This window comes from Mycobacterium tuberculosis complex sp. N0072, assembly GCF_030323725.1.
Lineage (GTDB): Bacteria > Actinomycetota > Actinomycetes > Mycobacteriales > Mycobacteriaceae > Mycobacterium > Mycobacterium tuberculosis.
The window spans coordinates 1,950,805-1,973,917 of the sequence record NZ_CP040689.1; the positions used below are offsets into that span (position 1 = coordinate 1,950,805).

The following is a 23,113-nucleotide window of genomic DNA, read 5'->3' on the forward strand; positions in this document are numbered from 1 at the left end:
AGAGCGAAGCGATGCTGAGGAGCGGTGCGAATGAGCATCGTCATCACCGTCGCACCCACCGGCCCCATCGCCACCAAGGCCGACAACCCGGCGTTGCCGACGAGCCCCGAGGAAATCGCGACAGCCGTCGAGCAGGCCTACCATGCCGGTGCCGCGGTGGCCCACATCCACCTGCGCGACGAAAACGAAAGGCCCACAGCGGATCCGAACATCGCGCGCCGGGCCATGGACCTCATCGGCGAGCGGTGTCCGATCCTGATCCAGCTGTCCACCGGGGTCGGCTTGACGGTGCCCTTCGAGCAGCGCGAGCAACTGGTCGAGTTGCGCCCGCGGATGGCCACGCTGAATCCGTGCTCGATGAGCTTCGGCGCGGGCGAATTCCGCAACCCGCCGCAAGCGGTTCGTCGGTTGGCGGCACGCATGCGGGAACTGGACATCAAACCGGAACTGGAAATCTATGACACCGGGCATTTGGAGGCGTGCCTGCGACTGTGGGCGGAAGACCTGCTGGCCGAACCCTTGCAGTTCAGCATCGTGCTCGGGGTTCGGGGCGGAATGGCCGCCACCGCCGATAATCTGCTCACGATGGTGCGCCGGCTGCCCCCCGGGGCGATCTGGCAAGTCATCGCGATCGGTAAGGCCAACATGGAACTGACCGCCATGGGCCTGGCGCTGGGCGGCAACGCCCGAGTCGGCTTGGAGGACACCTTGTACCTGCGCAAGGGCGAGCTGGCGCCGAGCAATCTGGCGCTGGTATCGCGCACGATACGTCTCGCCGAAGCCTTGGACCTGCCGATCGCCTCGGTCGAAGAAGCCGAGGCGGCGCTGCAGCTGCCCGGCACGTCCTGAGAGGAGCTCGCTTGTGTCCGCCGAAGAGCAGGACACCCGCAGTGGTGGCATCCAGGTGATCGCGCGGGCGGCCGAACTGCTGCGGGTGCTGCAGGCGCACCCCGGCGGTCTCAGCCAGGCCGAGATCGGCGAGCGGGTGGGCATGGCCCGCTCGACCGTGAGCCGGATCCTCAACGCGCTGGAGGACGAGGGGCTGGTGGCCTCGCGCGGGGCCCGGGGACCCTATCGGCTGGGCCCGGAGATCACGCGGATGGCCACCACGGTACGGCTGGGTGTCGTCACGGAGATGCACCCGTTCTTGACGGAGTTGTCGCGCGAGCTGGACGAGACGGTGGACTTGTCGATCCTGGACGGGGATCGGGCGGACGTCGTGGACCAGGTCGTGCCGCCGCAGCGGCTGCGGGCCGTGAGCGCGGTGGGGGAGTCGTTTCCGCTGTACTGCTGCGCCAACGGCAAGGCGCTGCTGGCCGCGTTGCCGCCTGAGCGGCAAGCCCGCGCGCTGCCGAGTCGACTGGCGCCGCTGACGGCGAACACCATCACCGACCGCGCGGCGTTGCGGGACGAGCTCAATCGCATCCGGGTGGACGGTGTCGCCTACGACCGTGAGGAGCAGACCGAAGGCATCTGCGCGGTGGGCGCGGTGCTACGGGGGGTGTCGGTTGAGTTGGTGGCGGTGAGTGTGCCGGTGCCCGCGCAGCGGTTCTACGGCCGTGAAGCCGAGTTGGCCGGTGCTCTGCTGGCCTGGGTTTCGAAGGTAGACGCGTGGTTCAACGGCACTGAGGATCGCAAATGACAGAAGCGTTGTGCGACAAGCTCGTTGGGGCCTGGGACCTGGTGTCCTACGTGGAGCGGGCCGCGGCTTTGGCGTTGGGATACCTGGCCTACGGCGGACGGTAGTTCGTCGACAAGGCGTAGGGCGTGGCCGGGTTTGCAGGCCGGCTGCGGTAGGCTTTCGACCTGCCGCCGGTGGTGTCGCCGGTGGCACCGGGCTGTGGCGCAGTTTGGTAGCGCACTTGACTGGGGGTCAAGTGGTCGCAGGTTCAAATCCTGTCAGCCCGACTTACGTTTCCGCAGGTAGACCGCCCTGCTGGCGGTCCTCGGCTGCCGCTGAGGCAGTACCGCCAAGGGGTATGTACAGCAACCGGTACAGCAACCCGGTCAAATCCCCAGAGCACCGCTGAGACCTTCCACTGCGGCTCGCGCCGCTTCGTCGCTGGTATGACCGCGCCACCGTGCTGGACACCGCCTACCGAGACCACCTCGAGCGGTTCGTTCGCAAACCACCCGAGCCACCCGCGCTACCGGCCTTCAGCGCGATCAACCCACCACCAAAGGAGGACCAGCCGACTCAATGAATCCCCGAAAATCGTGTCTCAGAAATGTTGACAGGTTCCGCGGTAGATCAGGCGACAAGCTCGATCTCCGCATTATGGCCATGGGATTGGGCAAGTCGCCCGTCGCAAGTGATAAGCGGTACGCCGAGGCCCTCGGCGAGGGCGACGTAGGCTCCATCGGCCACGGTATGAGTGGACCGAAGTTGGTAGGCACGCTGGGTGAATGGCTTTAACGGCCAACGCCGAACGGGCAGGCTAAGGAAGTTGACAACCACGACGAGTCCTTCATGATCGCTGATCAGCTGACGCACGACCGCTTGACGTATCGCCCCGATCACCTCGACATCGAAATGTGCAGGGGCGTGCACGGTTTCGCCCCGCAAGCGCCGGGCGACCGCCGCACCCGCCGGCGTCGTGAGCATGAGCTCGACGGCCGCCGAGGCGTCCAACACGATCACTCAGATCGAGCCTCGTCAACAAGCTCGGCTGCGCTCGCGCCGAGATCCCGGCGCGGCAGTGCCGCTAGACGGTCGAGAACGTCGTCGAGGGCCGGTTCTTCCGCGATCTCGGCAAGCCGTGCTAGGAGGAAATCGCTCAGGCTCATCCGTTGCGCCGCTGCGCGGGCCTTCAGCTCGTGGAGAAGCTCGTCGGGAACGTTGCGGATCTGAACCATGGCGGACATGTTGTAAGCATATCGGACATGTGAAACACATGTCCGGTTGCCGGTGTGACCGGCTGGGGCGTGTAGGCGTCAACCCACGCCGTGCACGCGGCCATGGGCGGGTGCAGACTTTTGCCATGCAACCATGTGAGCTCACCGCCGTCGCGCTGACCGCAACGCCCCCGCCCGCGCCTCCGTCCCTGCGCCGGGCACCGGCGTCGACGTCACCGCGGCTGGCGTGATCGTGCCCGCCCGCGAGCCTGAGCCCCAGCCGCGCCGCGTGCTGAACGGCCTTTCGGACGTACGCGCGTTCTTTCACAACAACACCGTGCCGCTGTACTTCATCTCGCCGACGCCGTTCAACCTGCTGGGCATCTATCGCTGGATCCGAAACTTCTTCTACCTGACCTACTACGACTCTTTCGAGGGCGAACATTCGCGCGTGTTCGTGCCCCGGCGGCGCGACCGCAGGGATTTCGACGGCATGGGGGATGTGTGCAACCACCTGCTGCGTGATCCCGAGACACTCGAGTTCATCAAGAACAGGGGTCCCGGTGGCAAGGCCTGTTTTGTGATGCTGGACGAAGAGACCCAGGCGCTTGCGCGCCAGGCGGGGCTCGAGGTCATGCACCCCCCGGCGGAGCTGCGTCATCGCCTGGAATCCAAGATCGTCATGACGCGCCTGGCCGACGAGGCGGGCGTACCCAGCGTGCCGCACGTGATCGGGCGGGTGAGCTCCTACGACGAATTGTCGGCGCTCGCGCACGGCGCAGGGCTGGGAGACGACCTCGTCGTCGAGGCCGCCTATGGCAACGCCGGCAGCGCAACGTTCTTTGTGCGCGGATTGCGCGACTGGGACCAGTGCGCCGGTGGCATAGTGGGGCAGCCGGAAATCAAGGTCATGAAGCGCATCCGCAATGTCGAGGTGTGCATCGAGGCCACCGTGACCCGCCACGGCACCGTGATCGGCCCGGCGATGACGAGCCTGGTCGGTTACCCGGAGCTGACTCCGTACCGGGGCACCTGGTGCGGCAACGATGTTTGGCGTGGGGCGCTACCACCCGCACAGACCCGCGCCGCGCGAGAGATGGTGGCAAAGCTGGGCGACGTCTTGAGCCGCGAGGGCTACCGCGGCTACTTCGAGGTGGACCTGTTGCACGACCTGGACGCCGACGAGCTCTACCTCGGCGAGGTGAACCCGCGCCTCTCCGGTGCAAGCCCGATGACGAACCTGACCACCGAGGCCTACGCCGACATGCCACTGTTCCTCTTCCACCTGCTCGAGTACATGGACGTGGACTACGAGCTGGACATCGAGGCGATCAACTCGCGCTGGGAGCGGGGCTACGGCGAGGACGAGGTCTGGGGTCAGCTGATCATGTCGGAGACCTCGCCGGACCTCGAGCTCTTCACCGCGACCCCACGCACCGGGATGTGGCGCCTGAACCACGACGGGCGCGTCTCCTTTGCCCGCCAGGGCAACGACTGGGCCACGATGCTCGACGAGTCCGAGGCCTTCTACATGCGGGTCGCCGCACCGGGCGACCTACGCTGCGAGGGCGCCCAACTCGGTGTGTTGGTCACCCGCGGGCACCTGCAGACCGACGACTACCAGCTCACCGAGCGCGGCCGGCGCTGGATCGACGGCCTCAAGGCGCAGTTCGCCTCGACGCCGCTGACGCCCGCCGCCCCGATCGTCTCGCGGCTCGTCGCACGGGCGTGAGCGGCGGCGTCCCGGCCGGTCTCGCACTGGACAACTGGCTGTCGTCGCCGTATTCGCATTGGGCATTCCAGCACGTCGAAGACTTCATGCCGACCACGGTCATCGCGCGCGGCACCGAGCCGGTCGTGACGTTGCCCGCGGACAATGCGCCGATCGCCGACATCGGCTTGACCAGCACGGACGGGATCGCCACCACCGTGGGCGCGGTGATGGCCGCCACCGCTACCGACGGGTGGGCGGTCGCGCATCGCGGTGCGCTGGTGGCCGAGCAGTACCTCGACGGCCTGGGACCCCGGACCCGCCACCTGCTGTTCTCGGTGAGCAAGTCGCTGGTGGCGGCTGTGGTCGGCGCGCTGCACGGGGCCGGGGCGATCGAGCTTGACGCGCCGGTCACGGCGTACGTGCCCGCCTTGGCGGACTGCGGCTACGCCGGTGCGACGGTGCGCCACCTGCTGGACATGCGATCGGGTGTCGCCTTCTCGGAGAACTACGACGACCCGGCCGCCGAGATTCACGTGCGCGAGCAGGTGATCGGGTGGGCGCCCAAGCGCGGTCCGGACCTGCCCGCCACGCTGCGCGACTACCTGCTGACCTTGCGGCGGAAGTCGGCGCACGGCGGCCCGTTCGAATATCGCTCGTGTGAAACCGACGTCCTCGGCTGGATCTGCGAGGCCGCGGCCGGACAGCCGATGCCCGAACTGATGTCGGAACTACTGTGGAGCCGCATCGGGGCCCAGTGCGATGCCACCATCGCCCTAGACGTAGCCGGCGCGGCGGGCACCGGAATATTCGACGGCGGCATCAGCGCCTGTCTGACCGACATGATCCGGTTCGGGTCGCTGTACCTGCGCGACGGTGTCTCGTTGGCCGGCCAGCAAGTGGTGCCCGCGGCCTGGATCGCCGACACCTTCGACGGCGGCCCCGACTCGCGTCAGGCGTTCGCCGCCAGCCCCGACGACAACCCGATGCCCGGCGGGATGTACCGCAACCAAGTGTGGTTTCCCTACCCGGGCAGCAATGTCGCGTTGTGCGTGGGCATGTGCGGCCAGCTGATCTACGTCAACCGCGCCGCGGAGGTGGTCGCCGCCAAGCTGTCCACCCAGCCGCACTCCCATGAGCCGCACATGTTAGACACCCTGCGCGCATTCGATGCGGTGGCACACGAATTGTCAGGAATCAGATCGAGTTCGACCAACGACCCGCAGCGGCCTTCCCCGCCAGCCCAGGAGGCCAGTCCGGGGTAACGGCTTGTGCCCACGTAACCGAGTTCCAGGGCGATGGGCTTATTAGTGGAAATATGACTCGTCCCAGGTATCCATACGACGCTTGCGTACCTCGGCGAGCTTGTGGTCAAGCGCCGCCTGCTCATTTTCGATGGCACGACCGGCGTTTCTCACGGCGTTGTAGACGGCATCGTCCAGCTTGCATAGATCCTTTGCGGACACGTCGGTCGATACGAAAACCGAGAACCGAATACGGTCGTCGAGCAGCGAAATGTCGATCTTTGGTGATGGTTTGAGTTGGCGCTGGAAGTGTTTGGCTAGTGCTTGGATCCAATACTTTGGCCAATGCGGCACCGGTCTCAGATCGTAGACGATGATGGCTTGCTCGCCGTTGTAGACGCCGATGGGCGCTTCCGCTCGGCTGAAGCATGGTCGCCGCAGGTTCCGCAGGTCCTGGAGTTCGTTCTCTTCATTACCCACCATGAGCCTCCGGCATCTGGTCTACGGACACCACGGCTTGCCGCATGGCTGGGGCGAAGGGACTCCAAGCCATCCAGGATGGGAACGCGCGCCGCATCGCCGGCAGGCCGTCCAGTTCGATGCGCTCGGCGGAGATCTCGGCGGCCAGTGTGCTGCGGCCGCTGTAGACCCGATACAGATCTCGAGGATGGCCGCGCACCGTGAGGTCGACAGGTAGGCATGGATCGTGCAGGCACACCGAGATGTCCCCAGGTTCCAACACGAGCCAGGCCCACAGTGGCCGCTCGCCGTGGTAGCGGAACTCCACCACCACCCGCCGGCCGGGAAGGGCCTCGGTGTTGACGCGCCGGGAGATCCACAACGTGAGTAGTTCGGGGTCGCATTCGGCGGGAGTGGGGTCGGCCATCAACCAACGGGAGACCCAGTCCCCCAGGGTCTGCAGCACGGGGCGTAGCTCCTCGCCGGCCACCGTGAACCGATAGCCCCCGCCCGTGTGTTCGGGGACCGCTTCGATGATGCGGTCGTGCTGAAGTCGGCGTAGCCGCTGGGCCAGCACCGAGCGGGAGATGCCGGGCAGGCCCCGCTCGATTTCGGTGAACCGCAGCGGGCCGAAGAGCAGCTCCCGCACGATTAGCAGCGTCCAGCGGTCCCCCAGCAGCTCCGCCGCCCGCGCTACCGGGCAGTACTGGCCGTACGGCTGCACGACACCAGGCTAGTCGCCATCCCTGGCTGCGTGGTTCGGAATTCGAACTTCCCGCACCCCCTGTGGGAGGCGTAACGCTTGGTGCTGGAGGTGAGAGGCGATGACCGCGACGCTGACCAAGACGCTGGGTTCCCTCGACGATTTCAGGGGAACGCTTTGTGTCCCCGGTGATCCGGACTACCCCAGGGTGCGGGCCATCTGGAACGGGCAGGTGGCCCGCGAACCGGCCTTGATCGCCACGTGCCACGACGCGTGCGATGTCCGAACGGTGCTGCGGCGCGCGGTGGACGCCGGGATGGTGACCGCGGTACGTGGCGGCGGGCACAACGTGGCCGGCACCGCGCTGTGCGACGGCGGCGTGGTGATCGACCTCTCGGCGATGCGGGCCGTCTCGCTGGATCCAGCGACCGGGCGGGTACGGGTGCAGGGTGGTGCCACGCTCGCCGATTTGGACCACGCCACGGTCCCGTTCGCCCGGGTGGCCCCCGCCGGGATCGTCACCACCACCGGTGTCGGCGGGCTGACGTTGGGCGGCGGGGTGGGTTGGACGACTCGACGTTTCGGACTGAGCTGCGACAACCTGGTCGCGGTGCGGCTAGTCACCGCCGCCGGCGACTACCTAAGCGTCGACGACGAGCGCGACCCGGAGCTGATGTGGGGCCTGCGGGGCGGGGGCGGCAATTTCGGCATTGTCACTGAATTCGAATTCGCCACCCATCCGTTCGGTCCGGTCGCCGTGGCCGGCTTCGTCGTCTACCGGCTGGATGACGGGCCCGCGGTGCTTCGCGGCTACCGGCAGTTCGCCGCTGCGGCACCCGAGGAGGTGACCACGATCGTGGTCTTGCGCCACGCCCCGCCGGCACCGTGGATTCCCGTTGACCAGCGCGGCAAGCCGGTGGTCATGATCGGCGCCGTCCACACCGGGAGCATCCAGACCGGGATCGAAGCGCTGCGACCGGTCAAGTCCCTCGCCAGACCCGTCGCCGACACCGTGTGGCCGACCCCGTTCCTGGCCCACCAGGCGGTGCTGGACGCCTCCAACCCGGCCGGTCACCGCTACTACTGGAAATCCGACCACTTGGCCGAGCTGAACGACGAGGCCATCGACTTGCTAGTTGAGCAGACGGCGCAGCTGTCCTCGCCGGACAGCCTCATCGGAATCTTCCAGCTCGGCGGCGCCGCCGCTCGCGGCGGTGAGCGTTCCTGCTTCCCGAGCCGGCACGCGCGATTCATGGTCAACTACGCCACCCATTGGACCGAGGCCCGCGAGGACGACCTTCACCGCCAATGGACCCGCGACGCGATCGAGGCGCTGGCCCCGTACGGGCTGGGCACCGCGTATGTGAACTTCACCGCCGACGACGCACCGATGCACGTCGAAACACTTTACAGCACAACGGAGTTCAGTCGTTTGGTGACCCTCAAGAACCGACTCGACCCGGACAACGTGTTCCGCAATAACCACAACATCCGCCCCTCGGCATGAGGGGGCCCAAGTTGACCGTAGGAAGGACGATCATGGACCTCTATTCAAACCTCGTCGAAGCCGAACAACGCCTGGTCGCGCTGGTTTCGTCGATAGAAGCCGACAGCTACTCCTCGCCGACGCCGTGCGACCGCTGGGACGTGCGGGCGCTGCTCAGCCACGCGCTGGCCTCGATCGACGCCTTCGCGGCGGCCGTCGACGGAGCACCCGGACCGGACATGGCGCAGGTGTTCAGCGGTGCCGACATCGTCGGGGACGACCCCCTCGGTGCGACGCAGCGGATCACCCGGCGGTCGCAGGCGGCCTGGTCGACCGTGCGCGATCTGAACGCGGAGCTGTCGACCTTCATCGGCGTGATGCCGGCGGGGCAGGCTCTTGCGATCATCACCTTCTCCACCGTCGTCCACGGTTGGGACCTAGCGGTGGCCACGGGCCAGGCCGGCGAACTCCCGGAGCACCTGGCCGAAGCGGCCCAACAGGTGGCGGCCGAACTGGTTCCCGTCCTGCGTCCGCGGGGCCTGTTCGCACACGACGTCGACCTAGCGGGGGAAGCCACGCCCACTCAGCGGCTCGTCGCCCTTACCGGACGGAAACCGCGGTGAGCTGCGTTTGGTTGTCGCGTTCGATCATTCTGGCGGCGTAGGGCTCATGGATCCGACGTAGTAGGTTTCCCGCCCGGTTGGGTATCCGCCGCCGTCGGTGGCGATATGGACGTGGTCGTAGTGGTTGAGGGTTTCTGAGCCGTAGTCCGCCGTCCAGCTCGGCGCGCCGATGCCTGGGTAGTAGCCCTGCCGCCAGATCACATGGAGCACTCCCCATCGTTTCGCATTCGCCAAGGCAAGTCCGGCGACTTGGTTGCCGAGCTGGATACCCTCGTCGCTGTGATGGTTCGGGATCATCACGTCGATCGCTAACCCGTTGGGATGCCACTTCAAGGGATCCTGCCTATAGCCAAAGATGTTGGTGATCTGAGGAAATAGCACAGAGACGGCACGGGCTACCCAGATCGTCTTGACCTGCAACCCCTCTTCCGACGCAACGCCAGCAGGTAGCGCGAACTGGAATTGCTGGGCAGCGACAGGCGCGCTTGCCGCCAACAAGTCCGCTTCCGTGGGACTGGCGATGCGCGGTGCGTTGGCCGGCGCAGAGTCGGGGCCTGTCGGGATTGCCGCCGGGGTCTCGCGGCAGCACGTATGCTCTGCGCCTTGGGCATAGAGGATGGCGGCAGAGACGACGAGCGAGGCCGCGATTGCCAACCAGCGGCCCCGGCCGTTGGCCAACACGCCTTTGCTCACGAACAGCACTTTAGTGTGTCGTGTGCGACGCGTGTGGCAACCTTTGCTATCGATTGGTTGCAGACCCGCGTTGTGCGCACCGGGCAAGCCGTTCACGCTCATCGCCAACCCGCTGCCGTCGGCGGTGAAATGGAAGAGTGGTCGGTCAGGCAGCCGCTGATGAAGATGGTGTCGTCGTCTGCAGCGCGCACATCGAGACCGCTGCGCCGGAACAGTTCTGCCAGCGACACGCCTTCGGGTTGCCAGCCCTTGGCGGCGAGGTAGTCGAGGACGTGGTTGCGTGGGCCGGTGTAGACCAACGAAGCCAAGTCGACGTCCACGCCATGACAGCGGAACGGGTTGGATATGGTCCGCGCTCGTTCGGCGCTGAAATCCGCTATACCGGTAACAAATTCGGTGGCTACCATGCTCCCGGGCGCGCTGAGTGCGGTGATGTTGTCGAACAGCCTGTCTTGAGTTTGCGGCTTAAGATATATCAGTAACCCCTCGGCCAGCCACGCCGTCGGTGCTGCCGAGTCAAACCCGGCGGCTTGTAATGCCGTCGGCCAGTCTGCGCGCAAGTCGATGGGCACGGCGCGCCGGATGGCGGAGGGTTCGGCGCCCAGGTCGGCTAAGGTTGTCGTCTTGAACTCCATCACTTTTGGTTGGTCGATCTCGTATACCACCGTCCTGGTCGGCCACGGCAGCCGGTAGGCCCGGGAGTCCAACCCGGACGCGAGGATAGCGACTTGCCGAATCCCCCCAGCGGTGGCGTTAAGGAGATAGTCGTCAAAGTATTTGGTGCGGACCGCGTTTCCGTACACCATTGCCTGCGCCACGGCCGGTGAAACGTCCGCGATCGTCGACATGTCGAGTTCACCGTCCATCATCTTGGTGAACAAATCCAGCCCCACCGCACGGACCAGGGGTTCGGCGAACGGATCGTTGATCAAACCGCGCGGATCCTTGGTGGCCAGCGCACGCCCGACCGCGACAATGGTCGCGGTGACGCCGACGCTAGACGTCAGATCCCAGTTGTCGTCGTCGGTGCGGGCCACCAGCCCACCCTAGTCTGATTGCCCGGTTCCTCCTCGCGCCGCAAACGGCGCGCATCGTCACCGGGCGTAGTCTGATTGCCCGGTTCCTCCTCGCGCCGCAAACGGCGCGCATCGTCACCGGGCGTAGTCTGATTGCCCGGTTCCTCCTCGCGCCGCAAACGGCGCGCATCGTCACCGGGCGTCGTCTGATTGCCCGGTTCCTCCTCGCGCCGCAAACGGCGCGCATCGTCACCGGGCGTCGTCTGATTGCCCGGTTCCTCCTCGCGCCGCAAACGGCGCGCATCGTCACCGGGCGTCGTCTGATTGCCCGGTTCCTCCTCGCGCCGCAAACCAAGCCGGCTGGTGCTGTGCTATTGGCGTCGGAACAGACGGCCGTGCTGGCTACAGAACCAGGCGATGTTGCCGTCCGGCCCGCGCACGAAGTTGGAGCGACTGCCGGTGGGCTTGTTGTCGGGTCCAAGGTCGAGCCCATAGTCGGGCCGATAGAAGGCGAGGCCCAGATTGGCGCTGTTTTGGCCATCCGGGTTGGCATCGTCGGTGCTCATGCTTCCAGCAAGCTGGCCGTCCCTGGCCCGGAAGTCGATGACCGTTGTCTCGAGGTCGCCATTTTGGGCGACTTGCTTGGCGATGTACCGGCCCTCGTAGGGCGCCAGGTCGACGGCACCAAGGCGTTGCGGCGTGGCCGGAAGATTGCTGAGCCCGGCGAATCTCTGCAATGCCCAGTCGGATGCGAAAAGGTCGTTGATCATATGAAATCCGCCATCAGAGTTAGTGAGCACGGTCATGGCGAAGTTTCGATCGGGCACCATGACGAACCCAGAGCGCTGCCCCTTCCAGGTGCCGCCGTGCTCAACGATGGTCACATTCTCCGCGGAGGGCCGCAGCATCCAGGTCACGCCCATCCCGGTCAGTTCCACCCAAAGTGTTCCGCCCGCCCCAGGGTTAGAGCGCATTGCCTTCAGCGATTGTCGGCTCAGAATCTGCTCACCGTTAGGCGCCCTGCCGTCGCCGAGGTGGAACTGTGCGTAACGCAGCTGATCTCGCGCTGTGGACATCAACCCACCGGTGGGGTTGCAGCTGCGCGGGAATGTCCAAAAGTCAGTAACGGCAATCGGTTTGCCGTCGACCACGCTATGCGATGCGGCCACATTCAGACCGATTATTTGGTCGGAAAAGTAGCGCGTGTGAGCAAGCTGCAGCGGGTCAAGCAACAGCCTCTGAACCGTAGATTCGTAGGTTGTTCCGGCGACAAGCTCGATGATGCGGCCCGCAACCACAAGACCTGAATTGTTGTACGCGAACGCGGTTCCCGGAGGGGTGAGCTGCGGTAGGCGTGTCATCGCCTTGACATAGAGCGCCACCGCGTCATCGTCGCGCCCAAAGTCCTGCCCATTGCGACCATCCCAGCCTGCGGTATGGTTGAGCAGTTGGCGAACGGTAACCGTAGCGCTGGCTGATTCGTCGGCTACCGCGAAGTCGGGGATGTAGCGGCGCACAGGTGAATCCAGGTCCACCTTGCCTCGCTCGACCAGCCGCATCATCACCGTACCTGTGAAAGTCTTTGTGGTGGAACCGATTCTGAAGACAGGGTCGCCGTCAACAGGCATCGGATGGTCGACATTGGTGACCCCGTAGCCTTTGACGTATTCTTGCCCGCCGGCCCAGACAGCAACCGCGACGCCCGGAATCGCATAGGCCTTCATGCCCGCGTTGATTTTTGCATCGAGTTCGTCGAACGCTGCACCAGGGTCTGCGCAGTTGACAGTTTCAACCACTGCAGTGGCGATTTCGTGCGGCAGTCGATCTAGCGCACGCACGTATTCGGTGACGACCGCGCGCCCATGGCGCGTCCCGCACCGCGTGCCGGTCGGCGTCGCGGAACTCAAGATGATCGGCGGACACAAGGACCGCGGCGACCCGGCCGGTGGCGGCCGATCTGAACAGCTTCGTGGGGGGATCCGCTTCGTCAACCAACGCGGAAAGCATGGCTTTGGCCTTCCGCGGTCGCGTCCACATGAGTGTCAATATAGCTGGACTAACATGAACATCGCGAGGCCGGTTCTTCGTGGTAACGTGCCGGGATCCCAAGGGACTGCCGGAAGCGAATTTGGTTGCGCCGCTTGGGGCGTCGCGAGAGATTCGGCAATCCCCTGGCTGGAGGATCCCGTTCAGCCAGGGCGTAGGCGCTGCGGCGTGCACGGCTTGGCCCCACAACCCGTATTGATGCCACCTGAACAAGAAGAACCCGGCATTCGTCGAGAATGCCTTTGGTCACCAATCGCAGGCCGATACTCTGTGCCCTAGACACCTGCATTTCTTCGAAAGAGGTGACGATATGCCTGCACCCTCGGCCGAGGTTTTCGATCGCTTGCGTAACCTGGCCGCGATCAAGGACGTCGCCGCACGTCCGACCAGGACGATCGACGAGGTCTTCACCGGCAAGCCGTTGACTACGATTCCGGTCGGCACGGCCGCGGACGTCGAAGCGGCATTCGCCGAAGCTCGCGCGGCGCAGACCGACTGGGCGAAGCGTCCCGTCATCGAGCGAGCTGCAGTCATCCGCCGCTATCGCGACCTGGTCATCGAGAACCGCGAGTTCCTCATGGACCTCCTGCAAGCCGAGGCGGGCAAGGCCCGATGGGCGGCGCAAGAGGAAATTGTCGATCTGATCGCGAACGCGAATTATTACGCACGAGTCTGTGTGGACCTGCTGAAGCCCCGTAAGGCACAGCCGCTGCTGCCCGGGATAGGCAAGACCACGGTGTGCTATCAACCGAAGGGCGTGGTGGGGGTGATCTCGCCGTGGAACTACCCCATGACGCTTACGGTGTCGGACTCGGTGCCCGCGCTGGTGGCCGGTAACGCGGTGGTGCTCAAGCCGGACAGCCAGACGCCGTATTGTGCGCTCGCGTGTGCCGAGCTGCTGTATCGGGCGGGTCTGCCGCGAGCGCTGTATGCGATCGTGCCCGGTCCGGGCTCGGTGGTGGGCACCGCCATCACCGACAACTGCGACTACCTGATGTTCACCGGTTCATCGGCGACCGGCAGCCGCCTCGCCGAGCACGCCGGCCGCCGGCTTATCGGTTTCTCGGCCGAACTTGGCGGCAAGAACCCCATGATCGTGGCGCGGGGTGCCAACCTCGACAAGGTCGCCAAGGCGGCCACCCGTGCCTGCTTCTCGAACGCCGGCCAGCTGTGCATCTCCATTGAGCGGATCTACGTCGAAAAGGACATCGCCGAGGAGTTCACCCGGAAGTTCGGCGATGCGGTGCGGAACATGAAGCTCGGCACCGCATACGACTTCTCGGTCGACATGGGTAGTTTGATCTCCGAAGCACAGCTGAAAACCGTGTCCGGTCACGTGGATGACGCGACGGCCAAGGGCGCCAAGGTGATTGCGGGCGGCAAGGCTCGACCCGACATCGGGCCGCTGTTCTACGAGCCGACCGTGCTGACCAACGTCGCACCCGAAATGGAATGCGCGGCCAACGAGACGTTCGGGCCGGTGGTCTCGATCTACCCGGTCGCCGACGTGGACGAAGCCGTCGAAAAGGCCAACGACACCGACTACGGGCTCAACGCCAGCGTCTGGGCCGGCTCCACCGCGGAGGGCCAGAGGATCGCCGCCCGGCTGCGGTCGGGGACGGTGAACGTCGACGAGGGGTACGCGTTCGCCTGGGGCAGCCTCAGCGCGCCGATGGGCGGGATGGGCCTCTCGGGGGTCGGCCGCCGGCACGGTCCGGAGGGCTTGCTCAAGTACACCGAATCACAGACGATCGCGACCGCCCGCGTGTTCAATCTCGATCCGCCCTTCGGCATCCCGGCCACAGTCTGGCAGAAGTCACTGTTACCCATCGTGCGCACCGTGATGAAGCTTCCCGGCCGCAGGTGACGGCGCGGCCTAGCGCCACTTGATGCCGCACCCGATCGACGGTCGTTGGTCGGGGTTGACTGGCCGCCCGGCGAGCAGGGCGTCGACCGCGGCCCGGACGTCGGCGGCCGTCACCGGTCGGCCATTGCCCGGGCGGGAGTCGTCGAGCTGACCACGGTAGACAAGTCGGCGCTGGCCGTCGAAGACGAACGTGTCGGGTGTGCAGGCCGCGGAGAAGGCGCGGGCGACGTCTTGGGTTTCGTCGTAGAGATACGGGAACGTCCAGCCGTGGCGGCGGGCCTCGGCGACCATCTGATCGGGCCCGTCCTGCGGGTAGGTGACGACGTCGTTACTGGAGATACCGACCATCGGGACGCCTTGATCGGCGAGGTCCCGGCCGAGCGTGGCCAATCCGGCGGCGACGTGTTGCACGTACGGGCAGTGGTTACAGATGAAGGTGACGACGAGGGCGGGACCCGTGAGCTCGTCGAGGCTGACCGTGGCGCCGGTCGCCGGCTGGGGCAGTGTGAACGACGGCGCGGGGGTGCCGAGGGCGAGCATGCTGGATTCAACGGCCATGCCGTCCAGAGTACGGTCGCGGTCCAGCTTGGCGGAGCCCTGGTTGCCGCTACCGGACGGTTGTCACCGCTGCGTGCAGAACAGGCTGTCGATGTCGTGTTGCCAACTGGCGTTGCGAACGCGGATCAGAATCGCCCGAGTGAGCGCCAGCAGGGCGCCCGCAACCGCGGCGACGCTCAACCAGAGTCCCAAGGCGGCCAGGGCCGCATCCGCAATGGCACGGGCCGGCGGAGCTGGTTCATCGACCAGCTGACCGGCACTGTCGACCCAAATGCCGACGCGGTCACCGGATTTGGTTCCCGGCTTCGCGTTGACCTCACCGCTGCGTTCTATTCCGTTCACGACCCATCGGGCAGGCACGGTGATCTTCGTGCGCGGCGGCGCTGACGTGGCGGTCGTGTTGCTGTCGATCACCCCCTCGTGATCGATCACGGTCGCGGTTGCGGGATGGCGGGTCTGGGCCTGGTGGGCATAGACGTGGCTGCGGGAATCATGGACTGCGGTGCCGGCCGCGGCGGCGAACGGGATAGTCAGCAGCGAGACCGTGACGGCCAGCAGCATGACGACCGCCTCGAGTCGATCCGTCCCACGCACCAGCGGATTGCGGCTGAACACCCGCAGTATCGTCCGGCACGGCAAGCGCAGCCTAAACGTGATCATGGTGGCTCCTTCACGATCGCGGGTTGTGGCGATCATCGCTGTGAATTGCTCGTGGCTCCTAGGGTCGTTCGGCCTTGGGGCTGGGGACGTCGGTCACGAATGGCTGGGCGCCGTGCATATCGGGTGAACCGGGCGTCGAACAAGCGAAGTTTTATTGTCGGATAAGGGACTTTCGCCCCTTCCCGCCTGCTGTGTTTGGTGGCAGTATTGGTGATACCGGGGAAACCCGGTGATCTGCCCGAAGTGCTGGGCGATTGAGCGGGTATGTACACCCGGTTTGACCTACCGTCCCAAGACGGGGCTACCGCCTTCGGGCAGATCCTCATCCTGTTACTGCGGCGCACCGCGTCAGCTCGTTGATCGACAGGAAGAACAGCGCGCCGCGATGGTCATCGCTGCAGCCGTGGTCAGCGGGCAGCGTAGCCAGCACGGTCGTCATGACGTGGATCGCGCCGTCGACGGCGCAAACTCGTTGTGCCGGCTTGCCGAAACTGACCAGCGCGACCTGAGGTGGGTAGATCACCCCGAAGACCGCGTCAACCCCCTGGTCACCGACGTTGGTCATGGTGATCGTGAGGTCCGATAGCTCCGAGCCCGGGGACTTCGGTCCCCAGAGCCCCCGACTTGGATCAGTGGTCGGATATCGCTCGATGACAGCGATGAGCTCTACACAACTGGCCGAGGCCAGAACACGAGGTTCGCCCGCGTGCTCGGACCATATCTGGTCGTTGTCACCGCCACGGCGCTAGCGCACGCGTCGTCGCGGACGTCCCGCTTGTTACGGGCGATTGGTGGCCAGGCGGTCATGGTGCTGATGGCATTGTCGGGCGGTATCTCAGCTACATCGGCTGGTTTCGACGAAACGCTCGAACTTGGTGGTCGAACGACCGCGGCGGGCGGCAGATGATGGCATGGGTGTCATCAGCGGCCCCGATGGCGTGCGATGACCGGCCGCTGCGGCCGATGGTGGCGGCTAGGTGGTGCAGCATGGCAACGAAGGTGATCGTCCACACCGCCAACGCGACCCAACCTTCGAATTCGCCGATGCTTTCGACGATGGGCAGATGGGCGGCCAGGCCGAGACGGTATGCGCCCACGCCGTACATGCCGAGCGGGAACACGACGCTCCACAACGTTGCCTCGTAGCGCAGCGGGACACGGTGGACGACATGTTTCCATATGCTGGCGGCGACCAGCGGTGGGATCAGCCACGGTCCGAAGGCCCAGAACACCACCGACGCTCCCGCAACGAGTCCGCTGGTGACGATAGCCATTGGTGCATCAGCCATTTCGACGATGTGGGCGCCGGCCAGCACGGTGATAGCCGTGGCGCCCATCGCCACCCAATAGGGCGGGGTGAGATCCGCGGGCCGCAGCGGGTAGAGCAGCAGGCGGGCGACGACCAGGCTGCCGACAGCGACGTACAGAAACACGCCTACTGACCAACTAATCGCGTGCCGAGCACGTCGGACGCAGCGACAAAGGTGAACATCCCAAATCCCCGGCGCGGATCAGCTAGGTCGTCGGCGAATTCTTTGCGGAAGATGACGATTCGTGTCGTGCTCACCGCGATCAAGACAGCATAGGCGGTGCAGGTCACCCACAGCAGGACGACGGAAAGGGCATACGTCCACCCGCACAGGCGGGTGACGACAGGGCCGAAAGTCGTGTCTCGCATCGAAATCGACGCCAGCGCGGACTTGTTCGACGAGTAGACGTGTCGCTAACGTCGATCTCGATGGGCAGTCCTGTCCGCTCGCCGAAGACGCACTCCCGTCACCACCCGCGCCGCCGCGGCCGCGTTAGCACCAGCTCCTCGCGGCTGCGGTAGATGATGTACGGGCGGAACAGATAGCCGATCGGGGCGCTGAACGCGTGTACCAGCCGGGTGAACGGCCACAACGCGAACAACGCCAACCCGATCAGCACATGGATCTGGTAATACAGCGGAGCCTCGGCCATCAGGTCCCCGCGCGGTTGCAGTACCCACACCGAGCGGAACCACACCGACACCGTCTCGCGGTAGTTGTACGCCTCGCCGACAACGCCGGAGCCCAACGCCGTCGCACCCAGTCCCGCGACGATCGCCGCCACCAGCACGAGGTACATCACCTTGTCGTTGACGGTGGTAGCCATGAACACCGGCCCGCGGGTGCGCCGCCGGTAGATCAGCAGGGTAACGCCGGCCAAGGTGGTGATGCCGGCGATCGACCCCAGCACGACGGCCTGCACGTGATATGCGCCCTCGCTCAAACCGGCGGCCTGAGTCCACGACTGCGGGATCACGAGCCCGATACCGTGGCCGACGATGACCACCAGGATGCCGAAATGAAACATCGGGCTGGCGATCCGCAGCAGCCGCGACTCGTACAGCTGGGACGAGCGGGTGGTCCAGCCGAATTTGTCATAGCGGTAGCGCCACCAGGAGCCGACCGCGACGATCGTCATCGTCACATACGGCACGACGGTCCAGAAGAGTTCGCCCATCATGTCACCCGTCCGGCATACCGCGGCCACCGTGTGTGCGTATGGCAATGCGGCCTCGGTCAGGGCATTGCACAGCGCGGCGATGGGCACCCGGTACCCGCTCAGCAACCGTCGCCCCGCCTCGGGGTCGACGGTCGCGGCGAATTCGAGCACCACCGGCAGGAAGTCCGGGGTCTCGCCGCGCGGTGGTGCGACGTCGGTGCTGCGGTAGGTCTGGGCGAAGGCCAGCATCTCCCGGCCGCGGTTGCGGGTGTCGCCGGCGGTCCAGTAGGTCAGGTACAGGGTGGCGCGGCCTCGCAGGTCGAAGGTGTCGACGTAGCGGGTCGCCGCGGTCAGCGGATCGGCACGGCGCAGCTCAGAGACCGTGCGCCCCAACAGATCCGCGGCCGGACCGTCGATGTGGGCCAGCAATTCCTCTGCGGTGCCGAGTTGCCGTGAGTTCGGATAGGTCAGCAGCACCGAGGCGCATTGCCACACCACGTCCCACCAATCTCCGGACTCCGGCACGTCGGTCTGGTCGCCGAACACCTGCGGGGAGGCCACCGGCAGGTCGGCGTACCAGTCGTAGAACGACGTCATCACCCCGCCGATTAGCTCCACGAACCGCGACCCCGCGGCGTGGCTCACCATGGACATCGCCGGGATGGGGGAGAAGCCGGCAACCCGGTCCGGGCCGTATGTGGAGATGGTGTGCACGTGGGCGGCGGCGATCATCTCGGTGGCCTCGGCCCAGCTGACCCGGACCAGCCCGCCCTTGCCGCGGGCGCGCTGGTAGCGGCGGCGCCGCCGCGGGTCGGCCTGGATGTCGGCCCAGGCCGCCACCGGATCACCCAAACGTGCCTTCGCCTCCCGATACATCTCGACAAGCACGCCGCGGGCGTACGGATGGCGCACCCGCGTCGGCGAATACGTGTACCAGGAAAACGCCGCGCCGCGCGGGCAGCCGCGGGGCTCATACTCGGGCCGGTCCGGGCCCACCGACGGATAGTCGGTCTCCTGCGTCTCCCAGGTGATGATGCCGTCTTTGACGTAGATCTTCCAAGAACACGACCCGGTGCAATTCACCCCGTGTGTGGAGCGGACCACCTTGTCGTGGCTCCACCGGTCTCGATAGAACACGTCGCCGTCGCGGCCGCCGCGGCGGGTCACGGTACGCAGATCCGCCGAGATCTCACCCGGGATGAAGAACCGGCCGCTGCGTGCAAGCAGCTCCTCGATGCGGCTGCCGGTCCGTGGTGTCACCGTCACCTGGACGCCTCCTCACTCACCGGCTCCCGCGCGTGCAGCGCGGTGTAGGTACACGCGACCAGCGCGGTCGCCACCAGCAGCAGCAACCCGACCGTGTAGTCGTTGTCGACCGGGTCGTAGGTCGCGCCCATCACCAGCGGCGGGAAGTAACCGCCCAATCCGCCTGCCGCGGCGACGATTCCGGTGACCGAGCCGACCGATGCGGCCGGGGCGCGGCGGGCCACCCACGCGAACACGCCGCCGGTGCCCACGCCGAGGCAGACCGCCAGGGTGATGAAGGTGGCCGCCGACCACACCTCCGGCGGCGGCTGCAACGCCGCGGCGAACGCCAGCAGCGCGGTCCCGGCGAGCGAGGCCAGCACCACGTGCCTCGGTGCGATCCGGTCGGAGAGCCACCCGCCCACCGGCCGGGCCAGCACCGCCGCCAGGGCGAACCCGGCGGTGCGAGCGCCCGCGTCGACCGTGGAGAACCCGTAGATCGTGGTGATGTAGGTGGGCAGGTAGTTGCTGAACGCCACGAACCCGCCGAACACGATCGCGTACAGAAACGACATCTCCCAGGTCACCGGCAACCGTGCCGCGGCCTTGAGCCTGGGCAGCACCGGGTCGGCGTTGGGCCGAAAGTAGGGTGCATCACGAAGCACGACCATGGCCACCACGGCGGTCGACGCGAGCGCGGCCGCGACGATGGCGTGGGTGGTGAACAGGCCGAACCACCGTACAAACCGCGGGGTGAAGAACGCCGAGAGCGCGGTGCCGACCATGCCCATACCGAACACGCCGGTGGAGAAACCGCGCCGCGCCGGCTGGTACCAGTTGTTGGCGAACGGGATGCCGACGGCGAAGATCGTGCCGGCAACGCCCAGGAAGAGCCCGAAAAACACCAGCAACGCGTAGGAGCCCATGGTTGCCGCGACCCCGACCGCGAGCACCGGGAGGATCGACGCCAGCGTCACCGCGATGAGCATGGCGCGCCCGCCGAAGCGGTCGGTGAGCGGCCCGGTGACGATGCGGCCAAGGGCACCCACCAGGATCGGGGTGGCGACGAGCAGCGACGCCTCGGCGCTGGACAGTGACATGTCACGCGCGTAGCTGGTCGACAGCGGGCCGATCAGGTTCCACGCCCAGAAGTTGACCACCGAGATCCAGGTGGCCAGCACGAGATTGGCCGCTTGCCCTCTCATCGACACGATCCGGGGTCTCGGACTCCGGCGAACTCCGCGCCCCGCCCGGACAGCCATGCGCTAACCCTGGCTTCGATGGCGCCGGCTCAGTTAGGGCCGGAAGTCCCCAATGTGGCAGACCTTTCGCCCCTGGCGGACGAATGACCCCAGTGGCCGGGACTTCAGGCCCTATCGGAGGGCTCCGGCGCGGTGGTCGGATTTGTCTGTGGAGGTTACACCCCAATCGCAAGGATGCATTATGACCAGCGAGCTGAGCCTGGTCGCCACTGGAAAGGGGAGCAACATCATGTGCGGCGACCAGTCGGATCACGTGCTGCAGCACTGGACCGTCGACATATCGATCGACGAACACGAAGGATTGACTCGGGCGAAGGCACGGCTGCGTTGGCGGGAAAAGGAATTGGTGGGTGTTGGCCTGGCAAGGCTCAATCCGGCCGACCGCAACGTCCCCGAGATCGGCGATGAACTCTCGGTCGCCCGAGCCTTGTCCGACTTGGGGAAGCGAATGTTGAAGGTGTCGACCCACGACATCGAAGCTGTTACCCATCAGCCGGCGCGATTGTTGTATTGAGGGTGCCGGCGCGTTAGCGCCGACGGAACGCCTGCACTGCGGTAGGCAATGTCATAAAGATATGGTCTTCGCCAATCTTATCGAGAAGACTGGCGGCCCTGAGTGATTCACGCAAGTCTTGTTTGACCCGGGCCATGGCGAACACTATTCCCCGACGCAGCAGCTCGGTGCGGAGTTGGTCGAGCGCATCCAGCGCAGTCAGGTCGACCTCCACATTGGATTCGGCGTTGAGTACGAACCACTCGACTTGCCCCGGATCCTGATCGACCACGGTCAGTGCTCGCCTGCGGAAGTCTTCGGCATTGGCGAAGCACAACGGCGCGTCATAGCGATACACCACCAGCCCGGGCACGCGCTTGGCCTGCGGATAGTCATCGATGTCGTGCATGCCGGCAATGCCCGGCACGAACCCGAGAACGCTGTCATGCGGATGTGCGACCCGACGAAGCAGTTCGAGGATGGACAGGGCAACCGCGGCGAGGACTCCATAGAACACTCCTAGGCCTAACACGGCTGCTGTGGTGGCTAGTGCCAGCATGAGTTCGCTGCGCCGAAACCGCGCCAGTCGCCGGAATTCTGACAAGTCGATCAAGCGTAGCGCGGCATATACCACCAAAGCGCCCAGAGCGGCGATCGGAAACATGGCCAGCAGCCCACTCGCGAAAACCATCACGATGACAACAAGCCCCAACGCGATCAGCGAGTACAGCTGGGTGCGGCCACCGACGACGTCGGCGAGGGCGGTACGGCTGCTGCTGGAACTCACCGGAAAACCGTGTGTCAGCCCGGCGGCGATGTTGCAGGCCCCGACCGCGCGCAGCTCGGCGTTGGCATTGACTTCCTGACCTCGACGAGCGGCGAAGGCGCGTGCGGTCAACACACCGTCGGTGAAGGTAACAATCGCGATCCCGGCAGCCGGAATGATCAGTGCCCGCAAGTCTTCCACCGAAACGGGCGGCACACCCGGCGTCGGCAGACCGGAAGGTATCCGACCCACAATCGCAATACCTTTGGCATCCAAGGACATAACGGCCACTAGCATCGTGGCCGCAAGAACCGCGATGATCGGTCCGGGGGCGCGCGGCGCCCACCGCGTGAGCATAGTTAGCAGCGCTAGGACAGACATGGCTAACACAAAAGTCGGCCAGTGAACTCGCGTGACGCTAGTCGCGAAAGAGTGTACTTCGCTGAAGAATTCGTTGCCTTCGACCGAGGTGCCGGTGATAGTGCCGAGTTGGCTGGAGATCATGACAAGCGCGATGCCGGCCATGTATCCGACGAGCACCGGCCGCGATAGCAGGCTGGCGAGGAAACCTAGTCGCGCCGTGCCAGCGAGTAGGCAGATAAGGCCGACTAGCAATCCGAGGGTTGCCGCCAGAACGGCATAGCGTCGAAGATCCCCGGCGGCCATCGGAGCGAGCACGGCCGCCGTCATCAAGGCGGTGGCGGATTCCGGGCCGATTGAAAGCTGCCGGGACGATCCGAGCAGTGCGTAAATGGCAAGCGGCGCGATCGACGCCCACAGCCCGGCTGCCGGCGGTAGGCCCGCCACGGTCGCATACGCCATCGCTTGCGGGATCAGATAGGCGGCCACGGTCAGGCCGGCGAGGACATCGCCGCGCAGCCAACGCCGTTGGTATTCGCGGAACTGCACCACCCCTGGTGCCCAGCCGGCCGATGTCATCGTGGGAATCATTGTCCGACGGCTGGCCGCTTAGCTAG

General features: G+C 65.8%; 24 protein-coding genes, 1 tRNA gene and 1 pseudogene. 10 read left to right on the forward strand and 16 right to left on the reverse strand.

The genetic code is table 11. The features are described from left to right. Window positions 1-30: 30 nt before the first annotated feature. The 3 genes from FF952_RS09100 to FF952_RS09110 all read left to right on the forward strand — a co-directional run bounded on the left by FF952_RS09100 (window position 31) and on the right by FF952_RS09110 (window position 1,908). Window positions 31-849 (forward strand): beta-keto acid cleavage family enzyme, encoded by an 819-nt coding sequence (locus FF952_RS09100; protein ID WP_003408456.1) that lies wholly within the window; start codon window positions 31-33, stop codon window positions 847-849. A 13-nt stretch (window positions 850-862) separates the two neighbouring features. Continuing rightward, the gene (locus FF952_RS09105) at window positions 863-1,642 is read left to right on the forward strand and encodes an IclR family transcriptional regulator (RefSeq protein WP_003408460.1); all 780 of its coding nucleotides are present in this window, start codon (window positions 863-865) and stop codon (window positions 1,640-1,642) included. Between the two features lie 192 nt (window positions 1,643-1,834). After that, window positions 1,835-1,908: transfer RNA gene (locus FF952_RS09110), tRNA-Pro, on the forward strand. Window positions 1,909-2,251: 343 nt separating this feature from the next. On the opposite strand, the gene FF952_RS09120 is transcribed toward FF952_RS09110, so the two are convergent. Both FF952_RS09120 and FF952_RS09125 read right to left on the reverse strand, forming a co-directional pair. Next, the gene (locus FF952_RS09120) at window positions 2,252-2,641 is read right to left on the reverse strand and encodes a type II toxin-antitoxin system VapC family toxin (protein WP_003408465.1); all 390 of its coding nucleotides are present in this window, start codon (window positions 2,639-2,641) and stop codon (window positions 2,252-2,254) included. After that, window positions 2,638-2,865: a FitA-like ribbon-helix-helix domain-containing protein gene (locus FF952_RS09125; RefSeq protein ID WP_003408469.1), complete on the reverse strand. Its 228-nt coding sequence runs from the start codon at window positions 2,863-2,865 to the stop codon at window positions 2,638-2,640. Before FF952_RS09125 ends, FF952_RS09120 begins: the two co-directional genes overlap by 4 nt. Before the next feature lie 217 nt (window positions 2,866-3,082). Here FF952_RS09125 and FF952_RS09130 point away from each other — a divergent pair, with 217 nt between their 5' ends. Together FF952_RS09130 and FF952_RS09135 are read left to right on the forward strand one after the other, a co-directional pair. Then, window positions 3,083-4,567 carry a biotin carboxylase gene (locus tag FF952_RS09130; protein WP_003904684.1) on the forward strand — a complete coding sequence of 495 codons (1,485 nt, stop codon included), beginning with the start codon at window positions 3,083-3,085 and terminating at the stop codon, window positions 4,565-4,567. After that, on the forward strand, window positions 4,564-5,811 hold the full coding sequence (locus tag FF952_RS09135) for a serine hydrolase domain-containing protein (protein ID WP_003408476.1): 1,248 nt from the start codon (window positions 4,564-4,566) through the stop codon (window positions 5,809-5,811). The genes FF952_RS09130 and FF952_RS09135 overlap by 4 nt, the downstream gene beginning before the upstream one ends. Window positions 5,812-5,853: 42 nt before the next feature. Here FF952_RS09135 and FF952_RS09140 read toward each other — a convergent pair whose 3' ends face one another. Continuing rightward, window positions 5,854-6,273, reverse strand: a complete 420-nt coding sequence (locus tag FF952_RS09140; protein WP_003904685.1) for a hypothetical protein — start codon at window positions 6,271-6,273, stop codon at window positions 5,854-5,856. After that, window positions 6,263-6,973, reverse strand: coding sequence for a winged helix-turn-helix transcriptional regulator (locus FF952_RS09145; RefSeq protein ID WP_003408486.1), 711 nt, complete (start codon window positions 6,971-6,973; stop codon window positions 6,263-6,265). Before FF952_RS09145 ends, FF952_RS09140 begins: the two co-directional genes overlap by 11 nt. Window positions 6,974-7,073: 100 nt before the next feature. On the opposite strand from FF952_RS09145, the gene FF952_RS09150 reads away from it, so the two are divergent. Continuing rightward, window positions 7,074-8,459, forward strand: coding sequence for an FAD-binding oxidoreductase (locus tag FF952_RS09150; protein ID WP_003900395.1), 1,386 nt, complete (start codon window positions 7,074-7,076; stop codon window positions 8,457-8,459). Window positions 8,460-8,491: 32 nt separating this feature from the next. After that, window positions 8,492-9,061 carry a TIGR03086 family metal-binding protein gene (locus FF952_RS09155; protein ID WP_003408493.1) on the forward strand — a complete coding sequence of 190 codons (570 nt, stop codon included), beginning with the start codon at window positions 8,492-8,494 and terminating at the stop codon, window positions 9,059-9,061. Window positions 9,062-9,085: 24 nt separating this feature from the next. On the opposite strand, the gene FF952_RS09160 is transcribed toward FF952_RS09155, so the two are convergent. Genes FF952_RS09160 through FF952_RS09175 form a run of 4 tightly spaced genes read right to left on the reverse strand, consistent with a single transcriptional unit; the run spans window position 9,086 to window position 12,695 of the window. Then, window positions 9,086-9,856 (reverse strand): VldE C-terminal domain-containing protein, encoded by a 771-nt coding sequence (locus FF952_RS09160; protein ID WP_003408495.1) that lies wholly within the window; start codon window positions 9,854-9,856, stop codon window positions 9,086-9,088. Further along, the gene (locus tag FF952_RS09165) at window positions 9,853-10,791 is read right to left on the reverse strand and encodes a class I SAM-dependent methyltransferase (RefSeq protein WP_003408497.1); all 939 of its coding nucleotides are present in this window, start codon (window positions 10,789-10,791) and stop codon (window positions 9,853-9,855) included. The genes FF952_RS09160 and FF952_RS09165 overlap by 4 nt, the downstream gene beginning before the upstream one ends. Beyond that, a complete protein-coding gene (locus FF952_RS09170; protein ID WP_154079946.1) occupies window positions 10,758-11,120 on the reverse strand; it encodes a hypothetical protein in 363 nt (120 codons plus the stop codon). Before FF952_RS09170 ends, FF952_RS09165 begins: the two co-directional genes overlap by 34 nt. 21 nt (window positions 11,121-11,141) lie before the next feature. Beyond that, window positions 11,142-12,695: a serine hydrolase domain-containing protein gene (locus FF952_RS09175; protein ID WP_244736169.1), complete on the reverse strand. Its 1,554-nt coding sequence runs from the start codon at window positions 12,693-12,695 to the stop codon at window positions 11,142-11,144. Between the two features lie 149 nt (window positions 12,696-12,844). Here FF952_RS09175 and FF952_RS20960 point away from each other — a divergent pair. Together FF952_RS20960 and FF952_RS09180 are read left to right on the forward strand one after the other, a co-directional pair. Beyond that, window positions 12,845-12,974: pseudogene (locus tag FF952_RS20960) on the forward strand (galactofuranosyltransferase GlfT1); the annotation flags it as partial. A 152-nt stretch (window positions 12,975-13,126) separates the two neighbouring features. Further along, window positions 13,127-14,683 carry a succinic semialdehyde dehydrogenase gene (locus tag FF952_RS09180; RefSeq protein WP_003898989.1) on the forward strand — a complete coding sequence of 519 codons (1,557 nt, stop codon included), beginning with the start codon at window positions 13,127-13,129 and terminating at the stop codon, window positions 14,681-14,683. A 9-nt stretch (window positions 14,684-14,692) separates the two neighbouring features. Here the strand turns inward: FF952_RS09180 and FF952_RS09185 are convergent, their stop codons facing one another. The 7 genes from FF952_RS09185 to narK all read right to left on the reverse strand — a co-directional run bounded on the left by FF952_RS09185 (window position 14,693) and on the right by narK (window position 20,820). Continuing rightward, window positions 14,693-15,241: a thioredoxin family protein gene (locus FF952_RS09185; protein WP_003408503.1), complete on the reverse strand. Its 549-nt coding sequence runs from the start codon at window positions 15,239-15,241 to the stop codon at window positions 14,693-14,695. Between the two features lie 63 nt (window positions 15,242-15,304). After that, window positions 15,305-15,937, reverse strand: coding sequence for an Rv1733c family protein (locus FF952_RS09190; RefSeq protein WP_003408506.1), 633 nt, complete (start codon window positions 15,935-15,937; stop codon window positions 15,305-15,307). A 286-nt stretch (window positions 15,938-16,223) separates the two neighbouring features. After that, window positions 16,224-16,466 (reverse strand): 2-oxo acid dehydrogenase subunit E2, encoded by a 243-nt coding sequence (locus FF952_RS09195; RefSeq protein ID WP_003408509.1) that lies wholly within the window; start codon window positions 16,464-16,466, stop codon window positions 16,224-16,226. 274 nt (window positions 16,467-16,740) lie between these two features. Then, window positions 16,741-17,334 (reverse strand): tellurite resistance/C4-dicarboxylate transporter family protein, encoded by a 594-nt coding sequence (locus FF952_RS09200; protein ID WP_003898991.1) that lies wholly within the window; start codon window positions 17,332-17,334, stop codon window positions 16,741-16,743. A gap of 2 nt (window positions 17,335-17,336) precedes the next feature. Then, a complete protein-coding gene (locus FF952_RS09205; protein WP_003408513.1) occupies window positions 17,337-17,579 on the reverse strand; it encodes a hypothetical protein in 243 nt (80 codons plus the stop codon). Between the two features lie 98 nt (window positions 17,580-17,677). Beyond that, window positions 17,678-19,636 carry a respiratory nitrate reductase subunit gamma gene (gene narI, locus FF952_RS09210; protein WP_003408515.1) on the reverse strand — a complete coding sequence of 653 codons (1,959 nt, stop codon included), beginning with the start codon at window positions 19,634-19,636 and terminating at the stop codon, window positions 17,678-17,680. Beyond that, entirely contained in the window at window positions 19,633-20,820 is a 1,188-nt protein-coding gene (gene narK, locus FF952_RS09215; RefSeq protein ID WP_003898992.1) for a nitrate transporter NarK, read from the reverse strand. The genes narI and narK overlap by 4 nt, the downstream gene beginning before the upstream one ends. 286 nt (window positions 20,821-21,106) lie before the next feature. On the opposite strand from narK, the gene FF952_RS09220 reads away from it, so the two are divergent. Then, entirely contained in the window at window positions 21,107-21,391 is a 285-nt protein-coding gene (locus FF952_RS09220; protein ID WP_003408522.1) for a DUF1876 domain-containing protein, read from the forward strand. 13 nt (window positions 21,392-21,404) lie between these two features. Here FF952_RS09220 and FF952_RS09225 read toward each other — a convergent pair whose 3' ends face one another. Continuing rightward, window positions 21,405-23,087: a SulP family inorganic anion transporter gene (locus FF952_RS09225; protein ID WP_003898994.1), complete on the reverse strand. Its 1,683-nt coding sequence runs from the start codon at window positions 23,085-23,087 to the stop codon at window positions 21,405-21,407. Window positions 23,088-23,113: the final 26 nt, after the last annotated feature.

Excerpts from the sequence above, each read along its gene's own strand:
- FF952_RS09100 (WP_003408456.1), top strand. The coding sequence starts at position 31 with ATGAGCATCGTCATCACCGTCGCACCCACCGGCCCCATCGCCACCAAG.
- FF952_RS09125 (WP_003408469.1), bottom strand. The coding sequence starts at position 2,865 with ATGTCCGCCATGGTTCAGATCCGCAACGTTCCCGACGAGCTTCTCCAC.
- FF952_RS09140 (WP_003904685.1), bottom strand. The coding sequence starts at position 6,273 with ATGGTGGGTAATGAAGAGAACGAACTCCAGGACCTGCGGAACCTGCGG.
- FF952_RS09150 (WP_003900395.1), top strand. The coding sequence starts at position 7,074 with ATGACCGCGACGCTGACCAAGACGCTGGGTTCCCTCGACGATTTCAGG.
- FF952_RS09155 (WP_003408493.1), top strand. The coding sequence starts at position 8,492 with ATGGACCTCTATTCAAACCTCGTCGAAGCCGAACAACGCCTGGTCGCG.
- FF952_RS09160 (WP_003408495.1), bottom strand. The coding sequence starts at position 9,856 with ATGAGCGTGAACGGCTTGCCCGGTGCGCACAACGCGGGTCTGCAACCA.
- FF952_RS09180 (WP_003898989.1), top strand. The coding sequence starts at position 13,127 with ATGCCTGCACCCTCGGCCGAGGTTTTCGATCGCTTGCGTAACCTGGCC.
- FF952_RS09185 (WP_003408503.1), bottom strand. The coding sequence starts at position 15,241 with ATGGCCGTTGAATCCAGCATGCTCGCCCTCGGCACCCCCGCGCCGTCG.
- FF952_RS09190 (WP_003408506.1), bottom strand. The coding sequence starts at position 15,937 with ATGATCGCCACAACCCGCGATCGTGAAGGAGCCACCATGATCACGTTT.
- FF952_RS09195 (WP_003408509.1), bottom strand. The coding sequence starts at position 16,466 with ATGACCAACGTCGGTGACCAGGGGGTTGACGCGGTCTTCGGGGTGATC.
- FF952_RS09205 (WP_003408513.1), bottom strand. The coding sequence starts at position 17,579 with ATGCGAGACACGACTTTCGGCCCTGTCGTCACCCGCCTGTGCGGGTGG.
- narK (WP_003898992.1), bottom strand. The coding sequence starts at position 20,820 with ATGAGAGGGCAAGCGGCCAATCTCGTGCTGGCCACCTGGATCTCGGTG.
- FF952_RS09220 (WP_003408522.1), top strand. The coding sequence starts at position 21,107 with ATGTGCGGCGACCAGTCGGATCACGTGCTGCAGCACTGGACCGTCGAC.
- FF952_RS09225 (WP_003898994.1), bottom strand. The coding sequence starts at position 23,087 with ATGATTCCCACGATGACATCGGCCGGCTGGGCACCAGGGGTGGTGCAG.